The organism is Streptomyces sp. NBC_00435 (genome assembly GCF_036014235.1).
GTDB lineage: Bacteria > Actinomycetota > Actinomycetes > Streptomycetales > Streptomycetaceae > Streptomyces.
Window position 1 is genome coordinate 1,356,867 of the sequence record NZ_CP107924.1, and the last position, 19,969, is coordinate 1,376,835.

Here is a 19,969-nt window from a genome sequence, read left to right on the forward strand (position 1 = left end):
ACGGAGACGGCGGTCAGGGACTGGCCGGCCGCGATTCGTAGAAGGTTCCGTCGCGGAGCATCGCGAAGAGGACGTCGGCTCGTCTTCTGGCGAGGCAGAGCAGGGCTTGGGTGTGGTGCTTCCCTTGGGCGATCTTCCTGTCGTAGTAGGTCCGCGATGCCGGGTCGCCCAAGGCGGCGAACGCGGAGAGGAAGAGGCCCGTTCGAGCTGCTTGTTTCCCCTCCGGGAGGGCTGTTCGCCGCGGATCGAGGAGCCTGAACTGCGGGTCGCCGGGGCGAGACCCGCATAGGCGGCGAGGTGGCCGGCGGTCGGGAAGGTGCTGCCGTCACCGACCTCGATCAGGATCCGGGCGCCGGTCCTGGCGCCGACTCCCGGCATCGACCTCAGGACCTTGGAAAGTGGGTGGGCCTCCAAGAGTTCCTCGATCCGCCCGGCCAACAGTTTCCTCTGGTCAAGGACGGCGGCCAGGGACCCGGCCAGGCTCGGGACGATCAGCGCGGCCGCATCCGTCCCCGGAACGGTGACCGTCTGCTCGTCCAGGGCGGCGAAGATCTCCTCGACCAGCCGCTCGGCCATCCGCTCGGCCATCCGCGGGGCCTTCGGCCGTAGCAGCGTGACCAGGCGGCGCCTGCCGGCCTTGCGGATCTGGGCCGGGGAACCGAACCGCTCCAGCAGAGTCAGCACGGCCGGGTGCTGCAACCGCGGCCCCAGCACCCGCTCCAGAGACGGATGGATCTGGGTCAGCAGACCGTGCAACCGGTTCGCGACCCTGGTGGCTTCGCCAGCCAGGTCATCGTCGAAGCCCACGATCATTTCCAGCTCGGCGATCGTCTCGTCCTCGCCGTCGAGCGTCCGCAGCATGTGCGGCATCGCTCGGGCCGCGTCCGCGATGATGAACGCGTCCCTCGCATCAGTCTTCGCCTCACCGGGACAGAGGTCGGCAATCCGCCGCATCGTCAGGCCCGGTAAGTAGGCGACTGGGCAGCCCATGTCCCTCGCGACCGCCAGGGGCAGGGCACCGATCGAGGCTGGCTGGTCGACCACGACCAGCACCGTTCCGTGCTTGGCCTTCAGCTTCGCGAACAGCTCGCGGAGCTTGGGTTCGGTGTTGGGCAGGCGCTTGTCGAAGGCCTTCTTCCCGGCTGGGGTGACGGCGGTGGCGTGGTGTTCGCCCTTGCCGACGTCCAGGCCGAGGAAGACGTCGATGTCACCGGTTTCGATCACGTGCGGGCCCCTCCGCTCACGCTTTTCGTCCGGCCTTGCCTCGGCACCGAGCTGCCACATCCACGTTACGGAGAGCTCTTCCGGCTCGGGTGAAGCCGGTGCTCAAGCCCCTCATCAGCGGTCCGTCGATGCCTCCGGGCCCGGTGACACAACCCCCGGATCATCAACAACAAGGGGGGAAGTCATGCCGGACCCGAAGGCCGGAGGCCCCATTGCGGAGCCACGAAAACGGTAACGGGGGGGACGGAACTCCTGGCGAACGCCTCCGACCGGGGGGATCCAGGAGGGGGACCGGTCTCACGCGAAAGCCGCCACCGAGCACGCGAGCGGACCAGGGCAGGGCGCCACCCAGCAACCAGGGCCGGTTCCCCAACGGCGGACCGGCCGCGGACGCCGCCCGAGGATCCGGACGGTCGCGGTGATCCGCGGCACCTCAGTGGAGGCCGCGGCCGCACCCGACTCGGTGCCAGGGCTCAGTGCCGGGGCCGGCCCCCCGGCGTTCCGGGAATCCGGCCGCGGCCGTGCACCGCCACAGCCGGACGGGCCACCGCCCGATGGCGGCGGCCCCTCTCAGCAGGTCGGGGCGCGAGTCCCGGAAGGTCAGGAAGCGACGCGCGTGTCGTGCGTTATTTCGACGTCGCCCGAGTCCCCGAAGGTGAGGCGGCAGGTGTCGGCGCGGTAGGTGGCCACCGAGACAGCCGCCGTACCCTCCACCGTGAAGTAGCGGGTGGTGACCAGGAGGACCGGGGCGCCGGGCAGGCGGTCCAGCTCCTTCGCGTCGTCGGCCCGGGCCGAGCCGAGCTCCACCGAGCGGTCCTGCCCGTCGAGCGCGAGCCGCTGCAGCTCGCGCATGACGGCGCGGGCGCGCGCCGGGCCGGCCGGGGTGTCGATCGCGGAGAGCCCGGGCACCGAGCCGGCCGGTACGTACAGCAGTTCGGCGGCGACGACCTGGCCCTGCTCGACGCGGGTCCGGCGCACCGCGAGCACCAGCTCGCCGGGGGCGGATCCGAGGAGCTTCAGGACGGCGGCAGCCGGTACGGCCTCCGCCGCGTCCACGGGCTCCCACCCGTCGATGCTCTCGCCGGGCCAGCTGTGCCGGGCGTTGCCGACGTCGACGCCCACGCGCGGCGGGGCGACGGTGGTGCCCACGCCGCGGCGGCGCTGCAGCCGGCCTTCGAGCTCCAGCTGCTCCAGGGCCTGACGCAGGGTCGCCCGGGCGACGCCGAAACGGGCGGCGAGCTCACGCTCGTTCGGCAGGACCTCGCCCACGGAGAAATCCTGGTCGAGCGCCTCACTGAGGACGGTCTTGAGGTGCCAGTACTTCGGCTCCGGCACCGATTCGAGCTGTGTGGTCCCCACCCTGACTCCTCCTGCAATCGCTGCACTCGCCGTGTTCCAGCGGCAGTTCCGCGCCTTTGTTTATTAAAGGTTCCTGCACTATGCCTGCGACGATAGGACGGCGCACCCCCTTGGTCAAGACCAATCCTCATCCCTTTGCCGGGCAGATCGGGCATATGTATCAAGCCGTTCACGGGATGTTCGCGGGCGCCGGGGAAGCGGCCGAGGAAAGGACCGCGGCGGAGAACGCGGCGGAGAACGGGGGAGATCCGCGAAGAGCGCCGGGAAGAGCGCCGGGAAGCGGCCAGTGAGGCCGAAGTCCTGACCCTGGGGGCTACCGGTCGGTAATCAGTCGGGAGACACTACTGACAACCCGTCTCACAGACGCCGAAGCCGCCGACCCCGACGAGGAGCAGCATGACCGCCACGGTCTCCTTCACGATCGATTCGCCGCTGGGCCCCCGCCCCACCACCGCCGCCTACGAGCGCAAGGGCGCGGGCCAACCGCTCCTGCTCCTGCACGGCATCGGCCACCACCTCCAGGCCTGGCGCCCGGTGACCGACATCCTGGCCGCCGAGTACGACGTGATCGCCGTCGACCTGCCCGGCTTCGGCGTCTCGGAGCCGCTGCCGCACGGGATCCCGTACGACCTCGGCACCGTCGCCCCGGCGCTCGGCGCGCTCTGCGCCGCGCTCGGTGTCCAGCATCCGCACGTAGCGGGCAACTCCCTCGGCGGGCTGCTCGCCCTGGAGATGGGCCGCGCCGGCCTGGCCCGCTCGGTCACCGCCCTCTCCCCCGCCGGGTTCTGGTCACCGGGCGAGCGCCGCTACGCCTTCACCGCGCTGCGCGCGATGCGCGCCGGGGCCACCGCGCTGCCCCACTCCGCCGTGGAGCGGCTCTCCCTCAGCGCCGCCGGCCGCGCCGCGCTCACGGGCAGCATCTACGCGCGACCGGGACGGCGGTCGCCCGCCGCCGTGACGGCCGAGACCGTCGCCCTGCGCGAGGCCACCGGTTTCGAGGCGACCCTGGCCGCGGGCGGCTCCGTACGGTTCACCGAGGACGTGCCCGGCCTGCCCGTCACCATCGCCTGGGGCAGCCGCGACCGACTGCTCCTGCGCCGCCAGGGCGTCCGCGCCAAGCACACCATCCCCGGCGCGCGCCTCGTCCGGCTCCCTGGCTGCGGGCACGTCCCGATGAACGACGACCCGGCGCTGGTCGCCCGCGTCATCCTGGACACAACCCGCCGCACCCAATGACCCGCTGACGGGCGCTCACCCGGAGGAAGCCAGGGGAAGCCGTAGGAAGCCAGGGAATCCAGGAGATCCAGGAGGATCCAGGGGAATCCAGGGGCACCCATGAGCGTCCGCGCTCACCACTGTTCACGCATGGTTCGCGTGCGCGACGCGGGCGGTCCGGTGTGCGGCCGGTGTACGGCAGCACACTGGTCCGGCCCGTCCCCGCCGGCCTCTGGAGACGCACCGATGGCCCCTCTGCCGCACACCCGACGCTCCCTGCTCGGCGGTTCCCTCGCCGTCCCGGTGGGCCTCGCCCTGTCCGGCGCCCTCACCGGCGCCCTGTCCACCCCCGCGTTCGCGGCCGCGCCCGCCTTCGCCCGCGCGGGCCGCCCGAACGCCTTCTGGGGCGTCCAGTCCGGCGAGATCACCGCCCACTCGGCCACCGTGTGGACCCGCTCCGACCGGCCCGCGCGGATGTACGTCGAGACCTCCCCGAGCGAGTCCTTCCGCTACGCCGTCCGCCGCCACCGCGGTCCGCTGCTCGGCCCGGACACCGACTTCACCGGCACCACCACCCTGCGCGAACTCCCGCCCGGCCAGCAGATCCACTACCGGGTCGTGCTCGCCGACCCCGACGATCCGCGCCGTACCGGCGAGCCGGTGCGCGGCACCTTCCGGACCACCCCCGCCTCCCGCCGCCGCGACGTGCGGTTCCTGTGGTCCGGGGACCTCGCCGGCCAGGGCTGGGGCATCAACCCGGAGATCGGCGGCTACCGCGTCTTCGACGAAATGCGGCTGCGCGACCCCGACTTCTTCCTCTTCAGCGGGGACACGATCTACGCCGACGGGCCGATCCAGGCCTCGGTGCCCCTGCGCGACGGAACCCTCTGGCACAACGTGACCACCGAGGAGAAGGCGAAGGTCGCCGAGACACTCGCCGAGTACCGGGGCAACTTCCGCTACAACCTGCTCGACGCCGGCCTGCGCGAGTTCAACGCCCACGTGCCGGTCCTCGCCCAGTGGGACGACCACGAGGTGCGCAACAACTGGTACCCCGGCCAGATCCTCGACGACCCCCGCTACACCGAGAAGGACGTCGACACCCTCGCCGCCCGGGCCCGCCGGGCCTTCGGCGAGTACTTCCCCGTCACCGACCTGCGCGGCGGCCGCGCCGAGGGGCGGATGTACCGGGTGATGCGCCACGGGCCGCTGCTCGACGTGTTCGTCCTCGACATGCGCACCTACCGCGACCCGAACTCCCCGGGCCGCCAGACCGACGACCCCATCGGCATCCTCGGCACCGAGCAACTGGCCTGGATCAAGCGCGAACTGTCGCGCTCCCGCGCCACCTGGAAGGTCATCGCGGCCGACATGCCGCTGGGCATCGTGGTGGCCGACGGGGCCACGGACTTCGAGGCCGTCGCCCAGGGGGACCCCGGCGCGCCGCTCGGACGGGAGCTGCAGATCGCCGAGCTGCTGCGCCACATCAAGCACCAGCGCATCACGGGCACCCTCTGGCTCACCGCGGACGTCCACTACACGGCCGCGAACCACTACGCGCCGGAGCGGGCCGCCTTCACCGACTTCGCTCCCTTCTGGGAGTTCGTCTCGGGCCCCATCGGCGCGGGCGCCTTCCCCGCCGGACGAATGGACGCCACCTTCGGCCCGGAGACGGCGTACGTGCGGTCCGCACCCTTCGCCAACATGTCCCCGTCCGAGAACCCCCCGTACTACGGAGAGGTGGAGATCGACGGGGACGGCGGCGAGCTCACCGTCCGCCTGCGGCAACAGGGCGGCGGCGTACTCTTCACGCGCACCCTGCGGCCCGGACGGGTGGGGCAGTAGTGGCCGATATCTGAAATCAGCCGGAAAACCGGGCGAAATCGGCCAGATGGATCCTTAACCAGTCGGTCACAGATCGTTCGCGATCACGCAACACCCCTGAGCCACAGTGGTCTGCATGACTGAGCCCATTGCTGCCTCCGCCCACCGCCCCCACCGTCACCACTGGCGCCGGGACGTCGTCGAACTCGCCGCCCTGTTCTGCGCCGTCGCGGTCGCCGACGGCATCGCCAATCTCGTGGTGCACGGTCCGCGCGGTCCCGTGCTGCTCGTGGCCTCGGCCGTCGCACTCCTGGTCACGGCGGCGTTCCACACCTGGTGGGCACGGCGTCACAGCCATGCGCCGCCGCCCACGCAGACCGCGCCGCCGGAAGCCGCGCCCGCCGGTCCGGGCGCGGCGGGGACCGCCGCCGCGGACACGGACGCCGCGCTCACCTCCGCCCTGTGGCGGATGCGGACGACCGTGCGCGACGAGCCCGGCAGCCTCGCCGCGATCTGCACCGCCCTCGCGCACGGCGGTGTCGACATCCTGACCCTCCAGACGCACCCGCTCCCCGAGGGCGGCACGGTGGACGAGTTCCTGCTGCGCGCCCCCCAGCAGCTGCCCTCCGCCGACCTCACGCGGGCCATCGCCGGAGCCGGCGGCCACAGCACCTGGATCGAGCGCGCCGACGCCCACGACCTGGTCGACACCCCGACCCGAGTCCTCGGCCTGGCCACCCGCACCGCGCTGGACGCCGCCGAGCTGCCGCTCGCGCTGCGCCAGCTGCTCGGCCGCTGCACCATCCACTCCATCCCGGCCACCACCCTCTCCGGGCGCCCCAACGCCGGGGCCGACGCCCCCGTCGAAGGCGTACTGGAGGCCACGGTCATGCGGCTGCGCGACCCCTCCGGCGGGGCGATCACCATCGAGCGGCCCTACCTGCCGTTCACCCCGACCGAGTTCGCCCGCGCCCGCGCGCTCGTCGAGCTCGACGCCCGGCTCGGGCCGCGCGTCCCGCGCGGCCTGGACGTACTGACCCTGCCCGAGGGCAACGAGATCACCGTGCGCCGCGCGGACGGCTCCGACCTGGCCGCCGCCCGCGCCATGCACGACCGCTGCTCGGAGCGCACCCTCGGGCTGCGCTACCACGGCCCGGTCGCCGACGCCGACCGCTACCTCGGCCACCTGCTGAGCCCGCGCTTCGGCCGCACCCTCGCCGCGACCACCGCCTCCGGCAAGCTCGTCGCCCTCGGCCACCTGCTCTGGGACGGCGACGAGACCGAGGTGGCGCTGCTCATCGAGGACGACTGGCAGCGCCGAGGCATCGGCTCCGAGCTGCTGGGCCGGCTGATCGGGATGGCCGTCGAGGCCGGGTGCGACAGCGTGTACGCCGTCACCCAGGCCTCGAACACCGGCATGGTCGCCGCCATGCGCGGTCTCGGCCTCCCCCTCGACTACCAGATCGAGGACGGCACCCTGGTGATCACGGCCCGGCTGGACGCGACCCCCGTCAGCTCCCGGCTGCCGTACGAGCTCCCGCGCGAACCCCGCGGTCTGCCCCGCGCCCAGCACTGAGCCCGAGTTCCCCGGCCGGTACCCGCGCGGGCTGCGAAACCCGCTCCGCGGACCGCTACGCCGCCGGCTCCGGCATCCGGCCCACTGCCGTGGCCCGGTCCATCGACTGGTCCAGCGACCGGTCCAGCGACCGGTCCAGTGCCTGGTCCAGGTCGGCCCACAGGTCGTCCACGTCCTCCAGCCCGACCGACATGCGCAGCAGCCGGTCGCTCACGCCCGAGGCGTGCCGGTCCCCCTCGGCCACGATGCGGTGGCTGATGGAGGCCGGGTGCTGGATGAGGGTGTCGACACTGCCCAGGCTGACGGCCGGGGTGACCAGCCGGACCGAGGTGATCACCTCGTGCGGGTCCCCGGCCGTCTCGAAGGCGACCATGGCGCCGCCGATCCTCGGGTAGTGCACCCGCAGGACCCGAGGATCGGCCGCGAGCCGCCGGGCGAGTTCCGCGGCGCTCGCGGAGGCCGCCCGTACCCGCACGGGGAGCGTCGAGAGCCCTCGTAGCAGCAGGTACGCGGCCAGCGGGTGCAGCACCCCGCCGGTCGCGAACCGCACCTGGCGCAGCTGCCGCGCGAACTCCTCGTCGCAGGCGACGACCCCGCCGAGGACGTCCCCGTGGCCACCGAGGTACTTGGTGGCGCTGTGCAGCACCATCCGGGCCCCGCTCTCGGCCGGCCGCTGCAGTACCGGAGTCGCGAAGGTGTTGTCGACCAGCAGCGGGACCTCCCCGCAGGCCTCCGCGGCGGCCCTCAGGTCGATCTCCGCGAGCGTCGGGTTGGCGGGCGACTCGAGCATGACCAGACCGGTGTCCGGCCGGATGGCGCCGGCGATGCCCTCCGGGTCCACCCAGGTCACCCGGGTCCCCAGCAGGCCACTGCTCAGCAGATGGTCGCTGCACCCGTAAAGAGGTCGTACGGCGACCACATGACGCAGCTCCTTCATCCCCCGCACCAGCAGGCACGCCGTCAGCGCGGCCATCCCGCTCGCGAAGGCGACAGCGCTCTCGGTGCCTTCGAGCCGGGCCAGGGCCGTCTCGAACCGGGCGGTGGTCGGATTGTCCAGCCGGGAGTAGATCGGCGGGCCCTCGGGCCGTGCTCCGGTGGTGGCGAATGCGTCGATGCGGGCGGCCTCCGCCCGGCTGTCGTAGGACGGGTACGTCGTCGACAGATCGAGCGGAGGCGCGTGCAGTCCGAGCCCGGCGAGGTCCTCGCGTCCGGCATGAACAGCTTCGGTGGCCAGTGACCGTCGTACGGTCGGGGCGTTCGTCTCCATGCGCCGTACTGTGCGCAGCGCGACGGCGATGGCGGGAAAAGCCCGTGCTACGTTCGGCCAATGTCCGAATCCGTCGCACTGGACCCGGTCGATCTGCAGATTCTGCGGCTTCTGCAGAACGACGCCCGGACCACGTACCGCGATCTCGCCGCCGAGGTCGGCATCGCCGCGTCCACCTGCCTGGACCGGGTCGCCAGGATGCGCCGCTCCGGGATCATCCTCGGCAACCGGCTCCGGCTGGATCCGGCCAAACTCGGACGCGGGCTGGAGGCGCTGCTCCTGGTGCAGGTGCGCCCGCACCGCCGCGAGCTGATCGGCCCCTTCGTCGAGCGGGTGCGCTCGCTGCCGGCCTCACGAGCCGTCTTCCACCTGACCGGACCAGACGACTACCTCGTTCACGTCGCCGTCTCCGATCCCGGCGAACTCCAGCGACTGGTCCTCGACGAGTTCACCTCGCGGCGGGAAGTCGCCCGGGTGGAAACCAGATTGATCTTCCAGGAATGGGACTGCGGGCCCCTGCTGCCCCCCACGTCAGCAGGCTGACGCCTATAGCTGATGACGCGGAGGCGTCCCGCATACGAAGATGTCCACATGTCAGACATCCTCACCAGCCACAGCGCCGCACGGCTGCCCCGCCAGGTCGCCGATGCCTACGTCGACGACCTCATCGCCATCGACCCGATCACGGGCACCTACCTCGGTGTCGCCGAGAGCTCCGGCAGGCTCCCGGACCTCTCCCCCGCGGGGCGGGCGGCGGCCGCCGAACTCGCCCGCACCACCCTCGCGCTGCTCGACGCCGCCGAGCGGCAGCCGGGCGCCGACAGCGACGTCGAGCGCCGCTGCGCCCGTCTGCTGCGCGAGCGGCTCACCGCCGAACTCGCCGTCCACGAGGCCGACGAGGACCTGCGCGCGGTCAGCAACATCCACTCCCCCGCGCACGCGGTCCGCGAGGTCTTCACGCTGACCCCGGCCGACACGGACGAGGACTGGGCCGCGATCGCCGAACGGCTGCGCGCCGTACCGGCCGCCTACGCGGGCTACCGCGAGTGCCTCGCGCTCGGCCTGGAACGCGGCCTGTTCGGCAGCCCGCGCCCCACCGCCACCTTCGTCGAGCAGCTCACGGGCTGGGCCGGTGAGGCCCTGGACGGGCAGGACGGCGAGGGCGCGAGCAAGGGCGGCTTCTTCGCCGAGTTCGCCGCCGCCGGGCCCGACGCGCTGCGCGCCGAGCTCGACGACGCCGCCGCCACCGCGACCGCCGCCGTCGTGGAACTGCGCGACTGGATGCGGGACGTGTACGCCCCGGCGGTCGAGGGACAGCCCGACCCGGTGGGCCGCGAGCGCTACGCCCGCTGGTCGCGCTACTTCAACGGCACCGACCTGGACCTGGACGAGGCGTACGCCTACGGCTGGTCGGAGTACCACCGGCTGCTCGCCGAGATGAAGACGGAAGCCGCCAAGATCCTTCCGGACGCCGGTCCCTGGGAGGTGCTGAAGCACCTGGACGAGCACGGCACCCACATCGAGGGCGTGGACGAGGTCCAGGCCTGGCTGCAGGGCCTGATGGACGAGGCCATCGAGAACCTCGACGGCACCCACTTCGAACTCGCCGAGCGGGTCAAGCGGGTGGAGTCGCGGATCGCCCCTCCGGGCGGCGCGGCGGCCCCGTACTACACGAACCCCTCGGAGGACTTCTCCCGTCCGGGCCGCACCTGGCTGCCGACGATGGGTCAGACCCGCTTCCCCGTCTACGACCTGGTCTCCACCTGGTACCACGAGGGCGTTCCGGGACACCACCTCCAGCTGGCTCAGTGGACGCACGTCGCCGACCAGCTCTCCCGCTACCAGGCCAGTGTCGGTCTCGTCAGCGCCAACGCCGAGGGCTGGGCGCTGTACGCGGAGCGGCTCATGGACGAGCTGGGCTACCTCAAGGACGCCGAGCAGCGGCTCGGTTACCTGGACGCCCAGATGATGCGCGCCACGCGGGTCATCGTGGACATCGGCATGCACCTGGGTCTGGAGATCCCGGCGGACTCCCCGTTCCACCCGGGCGAGCGCTGGACGGTGGACCTGGCGCAGGAGTTCTTCGGCCTGCACAGCGGCCGGCCGGGCGACTTCGTCGAGAGCGAGCTGACCCGCTACCTGTCGATGCCGGGCCAGGCGATCGGCTACAAGCTGGGCGAGCGCGCGTGGCTGCTGGGCCGCGACAACGCCCGTGCCGCGCACGGCGATTCCTTCGACCTGAAGGCGTGGCACATGGCGGCCCTGTCCCAGGGGTCGCTGGGCCTCGACGATCTGGTGGACGAACTCTCGAAGCTCTGAGCGCCGGGATCCGGCGGACGGACGGACCGGCGGCTCCCCGGGGGAGCCGCCGGTCCGGGCCTCAGTCCGTTCCGGCCCCCGTGCGGTGGCGCACCACCGAACCGCCGCGCTGCTTGACGATCTCCAGCTGGGCCTGCACCCGGGTCCGCAGGTCGGCGACGTGGCTCACGATGCCGACGCTGCGGTCGCGTTCGCGCAGCGAGTCCAGTACGTCGAGCACCTCGTCCAGCGCCTGGTCGTCCAGGCTGCCGAAGCCCTCGTCGATGAAGAGGGTGTCGAGGCGCATACCGCCCGCCTCGTCGGTGACCACGTCGGCCAGGCCGAGCGCGAGCGCGAGCGAGGCGAAGAAGGTCTCGCCGCCGGACAGGGTCGCGGTGTCCCGCTCGCTGCCGGTCCAGGCGTCGACCACGTGCAGCCCGAGCCCCGACCGCCCCCGCCCGCCCGACCGGGCATCGGAGTGCACGAGGGTGTAGCGACCGCCGGACATGCGCAGCAGTCGTACCGTCGCCGCGGCGGCGACCTGCTCCAGCCGGGCCGCGAGCACGTACGCCTCCAGCCGCATCTTGCGCTCGTTGTCGGCGGAGGTGCCCGCGGTGAGTCCGGCGAGGCGGGCCACCCGCTCGTAGGCCTCGCGCAGCGGGCCCAGCGCGCGCAGTTCCCGCTCGGCCTGGAGGGAGAGCCCGTCGAGGTCCTTGCACCGGACCCGGGCCGCGTCCACGGCGGAGCCCGCCGTACGAAGCTTCGCCGCGGCCCGGTCCGCGTACGCCGCGGCCTCCTGCGGCGCGGCCGGAGGCAGGGCCGCCGCGGCGGCGGCGTCGGCCTCGCCGATGCGGTCCGCCAGCATGGCCTCCTCCGCCTGCCAGGCGTCCGCCCGGCGCTGGAGCGCGGTGCGTTCGTACTCCGGGAGCACCGCTTCGGCCGCCTCCTCGGTGGTGTCGAAGCCGGCCTTGAACGCGGCGTCGGCGAGCTGCCCGTCGGCCTCCTTCAACCGCGCGGCGGTGGCTTCGGCCCGGCGCAGCGAGGTCGCGGCCGCGGCGACCATGCGGACCCGGTCCTCCAGGACTCCGGTGCGGGCCGCGACACTGGGCGAGTCCGCCCGCACACGCGCCAGCTCCGCCTCCAGCGAGGCCTGTTCCCGGTCGAGCCCCTCGCGGCGCGACGCCCGGGCGGCGGCCCGTACCTCGGCGCCCTGCTGCTCGGAGCTGCGCACGGCGTGCTCCCGCTCGGCGCGGGCGAGCCGCTCCCGGGCGGTGTGCAGTCCGGCGGCCGCGGCGTGCGCCTCGGCATGACGGGAACTCAGCTCGGAGGTGAGTTCCAGGAGTTCGGCGGTGGTGGCGTCCCCCGCGGCGGCGGCTGCCTCGGCACGGGCCTGGCGAAGGGCGGCCAGCCTCCGCTCGACGCCCGCCCTGACCTCCTCGGCCAGCTCGAAGCGGGCGTGCGCCGCGTCCTCGGCGGCCCGGTCGACGTGCCCGGGGGCCGGGCGGGCCGGGGCGGGGTGCTCCGCGGACCCGCACACGGTGCACGGCTCCCCCGCCACCAGGGCGGCGGCCAGCTCGGCGGCGATCCCGCGCAGCCGGGTCTCCTTGAGCTCCAGCCAGCTCTCCCGGGCCGCGGTCGACTCCTCGCGCGCGCCGAGCAGTTCGCCGGAGGCCTGCTGCGCCTCACCGTCGAGGGCGTCGCGCCGCCGGGCGGCGTGCAGGTGCAGCCGAGCGGGCTCCAGCCTGCCGGCGAGCTGCTCGGCCAGGGTCGCGGCCTGCTGGGCGACGTCCGCCCGCCCGGCCAGCTCGGCCCGGGTCGCCTCCCACCGGCCGAGCCACTCGGCGGTCTCCTGCTGCTGTTCCTCGGCTGCCCGGGACTCCCGTTCCAGGTCGGCCCGTTCCCGGCCGATCTCGGCGCTGCGCTGCTCGGAGCGGCGGGCGGCTCCGAGGGCTCCGAGGGCTTCGCGCAGCTGCTGCTCGACCTCCGCCAGCTGCTCGGTGCCCGCCCCGGCCAGCGACGGCGGCAGCTCCGCCCGGGCCACCGACTCCGCGTGCGCGGCGGCCATGTGGGCTCCGGCGGCGCCTCCGCGCAGCTCCAGGGCGGGGGCGACGAGGGCCCCGCGCCGGGCCCGGTCGAGCAGGGCGCGCACCCGCTCCCGCTCCGGACCGGCCTCGGCGAGCAGGGCCGCCCGGCGCTCGGTCTCCGCATGGCGGCGTTGCAGCCGGTCGAGCTCCCGCTCCTCCTCGGCGGCCCGCCGGGCGGCGGCGTGGCGCCCCTCCACGGCGGCGAGGGCGTACTCGGCGACCGTGAGCCGTTCCCGGGCGGAGCAGCGCGCGACGGCCGCCCAGGCGCGGATCGCCACGGCCAGCCCGGGGTCGCCCGGCTGGTGCCGGGGCAGCGGCCAGGCCCGCAGGTCGGCGGCGTCCCCGGCGGCCTGGGCGAGGCGCTGGGCGGTGTGCAGCACTTGCTCGTCGCCGGCCCGGACCTTGGCCTCGGCGGTCCGGCGCCGGTCGCCGAGCAGGGTCTCGACGGCGGCGAAGCGGCGGGTGTCGAACAGCCGGCCCAGCAGCCGGCCGCGCGCCACCTCGTCGGCCCGCAGGAAACGTGCGAACTCCCCCTGCGGCAACAGCACGACCTGGCAGAACTGCTCGCGGCTCATGCCGAGCAGCTGCTCGATCTCCTCGCCGATCTCCTGGTGGGACCGGCTGAGCGGGCTCCAGTGTTCCCCGTCGTACTCGCGCAGCCAGCTCTGCGCCTTGTCCTTCGTGGTCCCCGTGCCGCGCTTCTTGGGCCGGTCCTGCTCGGGGCGCCGGGTGATCTCCAGGCGCCGCCCGCCGGCGGTGAGTTCGAGGGTGACCTCGGTCGGGGTGTCCCCGGCCGCGTGGTCGCTGCGCAGGCTGGTGCCCGGGGCCTGGCGGGAGCCGGGGACCGATCCGTAGAGGGCGTAGCAGACGGCGTCCAGGACGGAGGTCTTGCCCGCGCCGGTGGGGCCGTGCAGCAGGAAGATCCCGGCGCCGGAGAGGGCGTCGAAGTCGATCTCCTGCGGTTCCGCGAAGGGCCCGAAGGCGGTGACGCGCAGCCGGTGCAGCCTCATCGGTGGGTCTCCTGCCGGCCGTCGTCCACCCGTACGTCGTCGAAGGCCCCCTGGAGCACCGCCCGTTCGGCCTCGTCGGTGAAGCCGCCGCCGCGCACGTGGGCCACGAAGTCCTCGGCGATCTCCTGGTCGCTGCGCCCCTTGAGGCGCTGCGCGTAGGAGCCGCCGCCCTCCTCGGTGCGGCCCTCGGGGTCGAAGGCCAGGCTGAGGGTGTGCGGGAAGCGGGCCGCGAGTCGGGCCATGGGGTCCTCGGGCCGGACGGGGTCGGTGAGGGTGGCCTCCAGCCAGCACTCCTCGTAGGCGCTGTACGCGCTCTCGGAGAGCAGTTCCTCCAGCGGTCCCCGGATCCGGGCGAGGGCGCGCGGGACGGGGGTGTCCACGCGCTCGGCGCTCACGATCTCCCCTTCCGGGCCCAGCTCGACGACCCACATGGTCTTGCGGTGGTCGGCCTCGGAGAACGAGTAGGCCAGCGGGGAACCGGAGTACCGGACCCGCTCGTTGATCGTCTGGCAGCCGTGGAGGTGACCGAGGGCGGCGTAGTCGACCCCGTCGAAGACGCCGGCGGGCACGGCCTCGACCCCGCCGACGGCGATGTCGCGCTCGCTGTCGCTGGCCTGCCCGCCGGTGACGAAGGCGTGGGCGAGGACGACGGAGCGGGTTCCGGGCGCCCGGCCGGCCAGGTCGGCCCGGATCCGGTCCATGGCCGAGCCCAGGACGGCCTCGTGGCTGACCTTCCCGGCGCCGAAGGCGTCCTTGACCAGCGCGGGCTCCAGGTACGGCAGCCCGTACAGCGCCACGTCACCGTGTACGTCGGCCAGCACCACGGGATCGGCACACCCGGCGGGGTCGGTCCGGAGGTGGATCCCGGCCCGGCCGATCAGCCCGGCCCCGACGCCGAGGCGGCGGGCGGAATCGTGGTTCCCGGAGATCATCACGGTGGGCACGCCGAGGTCGGCGAGCCGGTGCAGGGCCTGGTCGTACAGGGCGACGGCGGGCAGCGGGGGCACGGCGCGGTCGTAGACGTCACCGGCGACGAGTACGGCGTCGACCTCGTGCTCGCGGACGGTCGTCACGAGGTGGTCGATGAAGGCGGCCTGGGCCCCGAGCAGGTTGACGCGGTGGAAGGACCGGCCCAGGTGCCAGTCGGAGGTGTGCAGGAACTTCACTCGCCGGCCCCGCCGCGCATACCGTCTCCCCCTGCGAATGAACCTGCCGATGAACCCCTGCCGGACGGGGCCGGCCGGACGAACCCTGAACCCCTCTACGCTAACGCTTCCCCGGCGTCCCCCGGGCCGCCTCGGGCGCTCAGGGCGCGTACGTCTCCCCGCCCAGCGCGAGGGTGGCGCTCCCGGCGGTGCTGTCGGCGAGCCAGGCCTCGAAGGCCGGCAGGTCGGCCTCGGGCAGGGCGACCTCGATCTCCACGGCGGCGCCGTAGCGCACGTCCACCACGGTCCGTCCGGTGGACCGCAGGTCGTTCTCGGCCTTGCCGGCCCGCTGGTGGTCGACGGTGACGGTGGCCAGCCGGTAGCGGTGGCGGGTGACGGTGCCGAGGGCGTCGAGGGCTTCGCCGACGACACCTCCGTAGGCCCGGATGAGCCCGCCCGCGCCGAGTTTCACGCCGCCGTAGTAGCGGGTGACGACGGCGACCGCGTAGCGGATGTCCCGGCGCGTCAGCATCTGCAGCATCGGCACCCCGGCGGTACCGCCGGGCTCGCCGTCGTCGCTGGCCTTCTGGACGGAGGCGTCGGCGCCGATGACGTAGGCGAAGCAGTTGTGCGAGGCGGTGGGGTGCTCCTTGCGGATCCGTGCGACGAACTCCTGCGCCTCCCGCTCGGTCGCGGCGGGCGCGAGCGCGCACAGGAACCGCGAGCGGTTGATCTCGGACTCGTGCACGCCCTCACGGGCCACCGTCACGTACTGGTCTGCCTTCACCCGTCCACCCTACGGGGAATCCGACATGCGACTTTTACGTTGATCGGCCTGGAAGCAGTCATCAGGCAAGCGCATCGCACCAGCAGGAGGCGGCACACGTGTACGGCGATCCGGCAACCATCCGCAAGGTCCTCACCGAGCTCGGCGACACCTGGGCCGTGGTGGGCCTGTCCAACAACCAGGACCGGGCCGCGTACCGCGTGGCCGAGGTGCTCCAGCGGTACGGCAAGCGCGTGGTCCCCGTGCACCCCAAGGCCGAGACGGTCCACGGCGAGCAGGGCTATTCCTCGCTCGAGGCGATCCCGTTCAAGGTGGACGTGGTGGACGTCTTCGTGAACAGCGCCCTGGCGGGAGCGGTCGCCGACGAGGCCGTCGCCAAGGGCGCGGAAGCGGTCTGGTTCCAGCTGAACGTGGTCGACGAGGCCGCCTTCGACCGCACGCGCACGGCCGGACTGGACATGGTCATGGACCGCTGCCCGGCGATCGAGATCCCCGCGCTCTGACCGGTCCGCCGATGGCCGGTCCGCCGGCGGGCGGTCCGGCGGCGGGCAGTCAGGCGTGACCGGCCACCGGCGGGATGGAGACCGCCATGGTCATCTCCAGCGGAGCGGGACCCTCGTTGCGGTAGGCGTGCGGGGCGTCGGCCTCGAAGGAGACGGCTCCTCCGGCCGGCACGGCGTACTCCTCGCCGGCGACCACCAGCGTCAGTGCCCCCTCCGTGACGTGCAGCATCTCGAAGGTGCCGGGCGGATGCGGGTCCGAGGCGGTCCCCTCGCCCGGCTCCAGGCGGTAGGTCCACATCTCCACCGGCCCGCGCCGGTCGTCACCGAGCAGCATGCGGGCGCCGCTCCCGCGCTCCGTGGACCACATCCGCACGCCCTGCCCCGGCAGCACCACCTGCACCCGCGGCCCGCGGTCGTAGTCGAGCAGGGTGGTGATGCTCACGCCGAGCGCGTCGGCCAGTTTGACCGTGGTGCCGACACTGGGGTTCGTACGGGCCTGCTCGATCTGAATGATCATGCCGCGGCTCACTCCCGCACGGGCCGCGAGGGCCTCCAGGGTGAAGCCGCGCTCCGAGCGCCAGCGCCTGAGGTTCCGGCCGAGCGCCTGGGTGAGCTGTTCGAGGTCCGACACCGTTCCGTCCACTCCGTACAATATTTTGGATGACAGGGTCCAACAGGCTGAACTATGGTGCGGTGTACTCCACCATGTACTCCACCGTTCAACACACTGTACTGCGAGGCCTGCCATGACCGCCCTGTTCGCCCTGGCCACAGCCGTCCTCTGGGGCCTCGCCGACTTCGGCGGCGGGCTGCTGACCCGCCGGATACCGGCCCTCACCGTGGTGGTCGCCTCCCAGGTCCTCGCGGTCGTCGCACTCGGTGCCGTGGTGCTGGGCACCGGCGCCTGGCGGGAGGCCGGACCGCAGCTCTGGTTCGCGGTCGCGGCGGGCGCGGTCGGGCCCGTCGCGATGCTCAGCTTCTACAAGGCCCTCGCCCTCGGCCCGATGGGCGTGGTCTCCCCGCTCGGCTCGATCGGCGTCGTGGTACCGGTGACCGCCGGGCTGCTGCTCGGCGAACGGCCCGGCATCGGCCAGTTCGCCGGTATAGCGGTGGCCGTCGCGGGCATCGTCCTGGCGGGCGGACCCGAGCTGCGCGGCGCTCCCGTGCAGCGGCAGGCGGTCGTCCTCACCCTCGTCGCGGCCTTCGGCTTCGGCGCGGTGATGGCCCTGATCGCACCGGCCTCCTCCACCGTGCCCGGCCTGTTCCTCGCGCTCTTCGTGCAGCGCGTCACCAACGTCGCCGTCGGCGGCACCGCCCTGTGGGTGCGGACCCGGCGCGGCACCCCGGCCCTCCCGGCGGACGCGGGCGGCATGCGGCTCCTGTGGGGGCTGCTCCCGGCGCTCGCCTTCGTCGGGCTGGCCGACGTCGCGGCGAACGGCACCTACTCCGTGGCCGCCCAGCACGGCCCGGTCACCGTGGCCGCCGTACTATCCTCGCTCTACCCGGTCATCACCGCACTGGCCGCCTTCGCCGTCCTCAAGGAACGCCTGCGCACCGTCCAGGCGGCGGGCGCCGGCCTGGCCCTGGCGGGCACGGTCCTGCTGGCGGCCGGCTAGGGCCTGCCGTCGAACTCCCGTCTGCCGCACGACGACAGGCCCTGACTCCGCACTCCCAGGACGCCCGACCGTGCGCGCCGGACGTGCAGGTGCCCGTCCAGGGGGAAGGCTGGCGGAGCCGCGGGGAGGATCCGTTCCAGGGCGTAGCCGGTCTTCTCCGCGACCCGGCAGGATGCCGCGTTGTCCATTTGGTGCAGCAGTTCGATCCGCTCCAGGCCGTCGGCCGCGAAGGCCTCGAACGCCCAGGCCGTGAGGGCTCCGAGGGCTCGGGAGGCCACGCCCCGGCCCCGGGCGCCGGCCACCGTCCAGTAGCCGGCCTCCAGCGCACCCGGACCGGCGGCGGTCCGCTTCAACATCGCGCCGGCGACCAGCCGGCTCCCGTACGGGGCTTCGCGCGGGGCCTCGTACACGGCGAAGCCCAGCCGGTCGCCGCTCTCGCGGCCGAGCCGCTGGGCCTCCAGCCACCGCTCCGCGTCCTCGACGCCGCCGACGCGCTCCGTCTGCCAGTGCCGCATCGCGGGGTCCCGGTACGCCTCGACCAGCGCCCCGGCGTCGCCGGGCTCCCACGGCCGCAGCACCAGTCCGGCCGCGGAAGGGGTCGCCGCGACGGTGAGCACGGTGCTCACTCCGTCTCCGCCAGGTCCGACAGGTCCGCCAGCGCGCGCAGCTGCTCCGGCGTCACCCCGTCGGGGATCGGCACCGGCGCCGGGGTCCGCAGCGGCGGCTGCCAGCCGGTCCCGGGCTCCCAGCGGCGTACGATCCGCGCCGGCGCCCCCGCCACCACGGCGTGGTCCGGCACCTCGCCCCGTACGACGGCCCCCGCGGCCACCACGACGTTGCGGCCCAGCCGCGCCCCGGGCAGGATCACCGATCCGGTGCCCAGCCAGCAGCCCGGGCCGATCTCCACCGGGGCGCTGCGCGGCCACTGCTTGCCGACGGGCTGGTGCGGGTCGTCGTAGCTGTGGTTGGTGGAGGTGATGTACACCCCGGGACCGCAGAAGGTGTCGTTGCCGATCGTGATCCGGGTGTCGGCGATGACGTGGCTGTCCCGGCCGATGACCACGCCGTTGCCGAGCACGAGCACCGGCTCGGCGCCGAGGTCGAGGTCGGGCATCATGCCGGCGGTGAGCGTGACCTGTTCACCGATGATGCAGTGGTCGCCGAGCCTGATCCAGGGCGCACCGAAGACCGTGCCCTGCGGGAAGGCGAGCCGCGTACCGTGCCCGATCGCGCCGAAGCGCAGCCCTCCCGGGGTCTGCGCGGTGACCGCGCCGGCCCGCTGCACCCAGCGCCAGCCCGCGTGCGCGGCCCGGCCGGCGAGCCGGCGGCGCAGGGCCGTCAGGGATGAGAACGTGTTCTGGTTCTTCGCCACCGGGTCACCGTAGCGCGCCGGGCACCCGGACCGCGCCGTGATCTTCACCCCATTCCCGGGGGACGGTTGGCGTGCCCTACGGTGCCGGTAGCGCGACACGTACCGACGGAGGAAGAGAACACATGACGCAGCAGGCGGCCCAGGCACTCGTGGCGGGTGTCGGCGGGAAGAACCCCGAGATCGACCCCACGGCGTTCACCGCTCCCACCTCCGTCGTGGTCGGGGACGTGCGCCTCGGCGCGGGTGCGAGCATCTGGTACTCGGCGGTGCTCCGCGCGGACTGCGGTCCGATCACCCTGGGCGCCGACAGCAACGTGCAGGACAACTGCACCGTGCACGTGGACCCCGGCTTCCCCGTCTCCATCGGCGAACGCGTCTCCATCGGCCACAACGCCGTGGTGCACGGCTGCACGGTCGAGGACGACTGCCTGATCGGGATGGGAGCGACGGTCCTGAACGGCGCGGTGATCGGCGCCGGCTCGCTGGTGGCGGCCCAGGCGCTGGTCCCGCAGGGCATGGTCGTCCCGCCCGGCTCGCTGGTGGCGGGTGTCCCGGCGAAGGTACGGCGCCAGCTGACCGACGAGGAGCGCGAGGGCATCAAGGTCAACGCCCTCATGTACACCGAGCTGGCCGAGCAGCACCGCGCCTCGGTGACCCCGGACGCGTGACGAGCCTTCCCCCGCCCACCC

16 protein-coding genes and 1 pseudogene are annotated in these 19,969 nt (G+C 73.5%); 8 read left to right on the forward strand and 9 right to left on the reverse strand.

All coding sequences use genetic code 11. The features are described 5' to 3' along the window. Window positions 1-13: 13 nt before the first annotated feature. Window positions 14-1,224: pseudogene (locus OG389_RS06150) on the reverse strand (IS110 family transposase). 600 nt (window positions 1,225-1,824) lie between these two features. Next, window positions 1,825-2,583, reverse strand: a complete 759-nt coding sequence (locus OG389_RS06155; protein ID WP_328297446.1) for a GntR family transcriptional regulator — start codon at window positions 2,581-2,583, stop codon at window positions 1,825-1,827. A 396-nt stretch (window positions 2,584-2,979) separates the two neighbouring features. Between OG389_RS06155 and OG389_RS06160 the strand changes: the two genes are divergently transcribed. The 3 genes from OG389_RS06160 to OG389_RS06170 all read left to right on the forward strand — a co-directional run bounded on the left by OG389_RS06160 (window position 2,980) and on the right by OG389_RS06170 (window position 7,198). Then, window positions 2,980-3,819 (forward strand): alpha/beta fold hydrolase, encoded by an 840-nt coding sequence (locus OG389_RS06160; RefSeq protein ID WP_328297447.1) that lies wholly within the window; start codon window positions 2,980-2,982, stop codon window positions 3,817-3,819. A 225-nt stretch (window positions 3,820-4,044) separates the two neighbouring features. Beyond that, entirely contained in the window at window positions 4,045-5,643 is a 1,599-nt protein-coding gene (locus tag OG389_RS06165; RefSeq protein WP_328297448.1) for an alkaline phosphatase D family protein, read from the forward strand. Window positions 5,644-5,758: 115 nt separating this feature from the next. Beyond that, complete coding sequence (locus tag OG389_RS06170; protein WP_328297449.1) at window positions 5,759-7,198, forward strand: GNAT family N-acetyltransferase; 1,440 nt, start codon at window positions 5,759-5,761, stop codon at window positions 7,196-7,198. A gap of 55 nt (window positions 7,199-7,253) precedes the next feature. Here the strand turns inward: OG389_RS06170 and OG389_RS06175 are convergent, their stop codons facing one another. After that, the gene (locus tag OG389_RS06175; protein WP_328297450.1) at window positions 7,254-8,465 is read right to left on the reverse strand and encodes a trans-sulfuration enzyme family protein; all 1,212 of its coding nucleotides are present in this window, start codon (window positions 8,463-8,465) and stop codon (window positions 7,254-7,256) included. 60 nt (window positions 8,466-8,525) lie between these two features. On the opposite strand from OG389_RS06175, the gene OG389_RS06180 reads away from it, so the two are divergent. Both OG389_RS06180 and OG389_RS06185 read left to right on the forward strand, forming a co-directional pair. Then, window positions 8,526-9,008: an Lrp/AsnC family transcriptional regulator gene (locus OG389_RS06180; protein WP_328297451.1), complete on the forward strand. Its 483-nt coding sequence runs from the start codon at window positions 8,526-8,528 to the stop codon at window positions 9,006-9,008. 48 nt (window positions 9,009-9,056) lie between these two features. Continuing rightward, window positions 9,057-10,784: a DUF885 domain-containing protein gene (locus OG389_RS06185; protein WP_328297452.1), complete on the forward strand. Its 1,728-nt coding sequence runs from the start codon at window positions 9,057-9,059 to the stop codon at window positions 10,782-10,784. A gap of 61 nt (window positions 10,785-10,845) precedes the next feature. On the opposite strand, the gene OG389_RS06190 is transcribed toward OG389_RS06185, so the two are convergent. The 3 genes from OG389_RS06190 to OG389_RS06200 all read right to left on the reverse strand — a co-directional run bounded on the left by OG389_RS06190 (window position 10,846) and on the right by OG389_RS06200 (window position 15,789). After that, complete coding sequence (locus OG389_RS06190; RefSeq protein WP_328297453.1) at window positions 10,846-13,857, reverse strand: SMC family ATPase; 3,012 nt, start codon at window positions 13,855-13,857, stop codon at window positions 10,846-10,848. Next, entirely contained in the window at window positions 13,854-15,023 is a 1,170-nt protein-coding gene (locus OG389_RS06195; RefSeq protein ID WP_328297454.1) for an exonuclease SbcCD subunit D, read from the reverse strand. The genes OG389_RS06190 and OG389_RS06195 overlap by 4 nt, the downstream gene beginning before the upstream one ends. Before the next feature lie 139 nt (window positions 15,024-15,162). After that, window positions 15,163-15,789, reverse strand: coding sequence for a YigZ family protein (locus tag OG389_RS06200; protein ID WP_328297455.1), 627 nt, complete (start codon window positions 15,787-15,789; stop codon window positions 15,163-15,165). Between the two features lie 98 nt (window positions 15,790-15,887). On the opposite strand from OG389_RS06200, the gene OG389_RS06205 reads away from it, so the two are divergent. Then, window positions 15,888-16,292 carry a CoA-binding protein gene (locus OG389_RS06205; RefSeq protein ID WP_328297456.1) on the forward strand — a complete coding sequence of 135 codons (405 nt, stop codon included), beginning with the start codon at window positions 15,888-15,890 and terminating at the stop codon, window positions 16,290-16,292. A 49-nt stretch (window positions 16,293-16,341) separates the two neighbouring features. Here the strand turns inward: OG389_RS06205 and OG389_RS06210 are convergent, their stop codons facing one another. Next, on the reverse strand, window positions 16,342-16,923 hold the full coding sequence (locus OG389_RS06210; protein WP_328303551.1) for a helix-turn-helix domain-containing protein: 582 nt from the start codon (window positions 16,921-16,923) through the stop codon (window positions 16,342-16,344). A gap of 115 nt (window positions 16,924-17,038) precedes the next feature. Between OG389_RS06210 and OG389_RS06215 the strand changes: the two genes are divergently transcribed. After that, on the forward strand, window positions 17,039-17,908 hold the full coding sequence (locus OG389_RS06215) for a DMT family transporter (RefSeq protein ID WP_328297457.1): 870 nt from the start codon (window positions 17,039-17,041) through the stop codon (window positions 17,906-17,908). Here the strand turns inward: OG389_RS06215 and OG389_RS06220 are convergent. Further along, entirely contained in the window at window positions 17,905-18,534 is a 630-nt protein-coding gene (locus OG389_RS06220) for a GNAT family N-acetyltransferase (RefSeq protein ID WP_328297458.1), read from the reverse strand. The genes OG389_RS06215 and OG389_RS06220 overlap by 4 nt on opposite strands. Then, window positions 18,531-19,280, reverse strand: coding sequence for an acyltransferase (locus tag OG389_RS06225; RefSeq protein WP_328297459.1), 750 nt, complete (start codon window positions 19,278-19,280; stop codon window positions 18,531-18,533). The genes OG389_RS06220 and OG389_RS06225 overlap by 4 nt, the downstream gene beginning before the upstream one ends. A 122-nt stretch (window positions 19,281-19,402) precedes the next feature. Here OG389_RS06225 and OG389_RS06230 point away from each other — a divergent pair, with 122 nt between their 5' ends. Then, the gene (locus OG389_RS06230) at window positions 19,403-19,948 is read left to right on the forward strand and encodes a gamma carbonic anhydrase family protein (protein WP_328297460.1); all 546 of its coding nucleotides are present in this window, start codon (window positions 19,403-19,405) and stop codon (window positions 19,946-19,948) included. The last annotated feature ends 21 nt before the right edge of the window (window positions 19,949-19,969 follow it).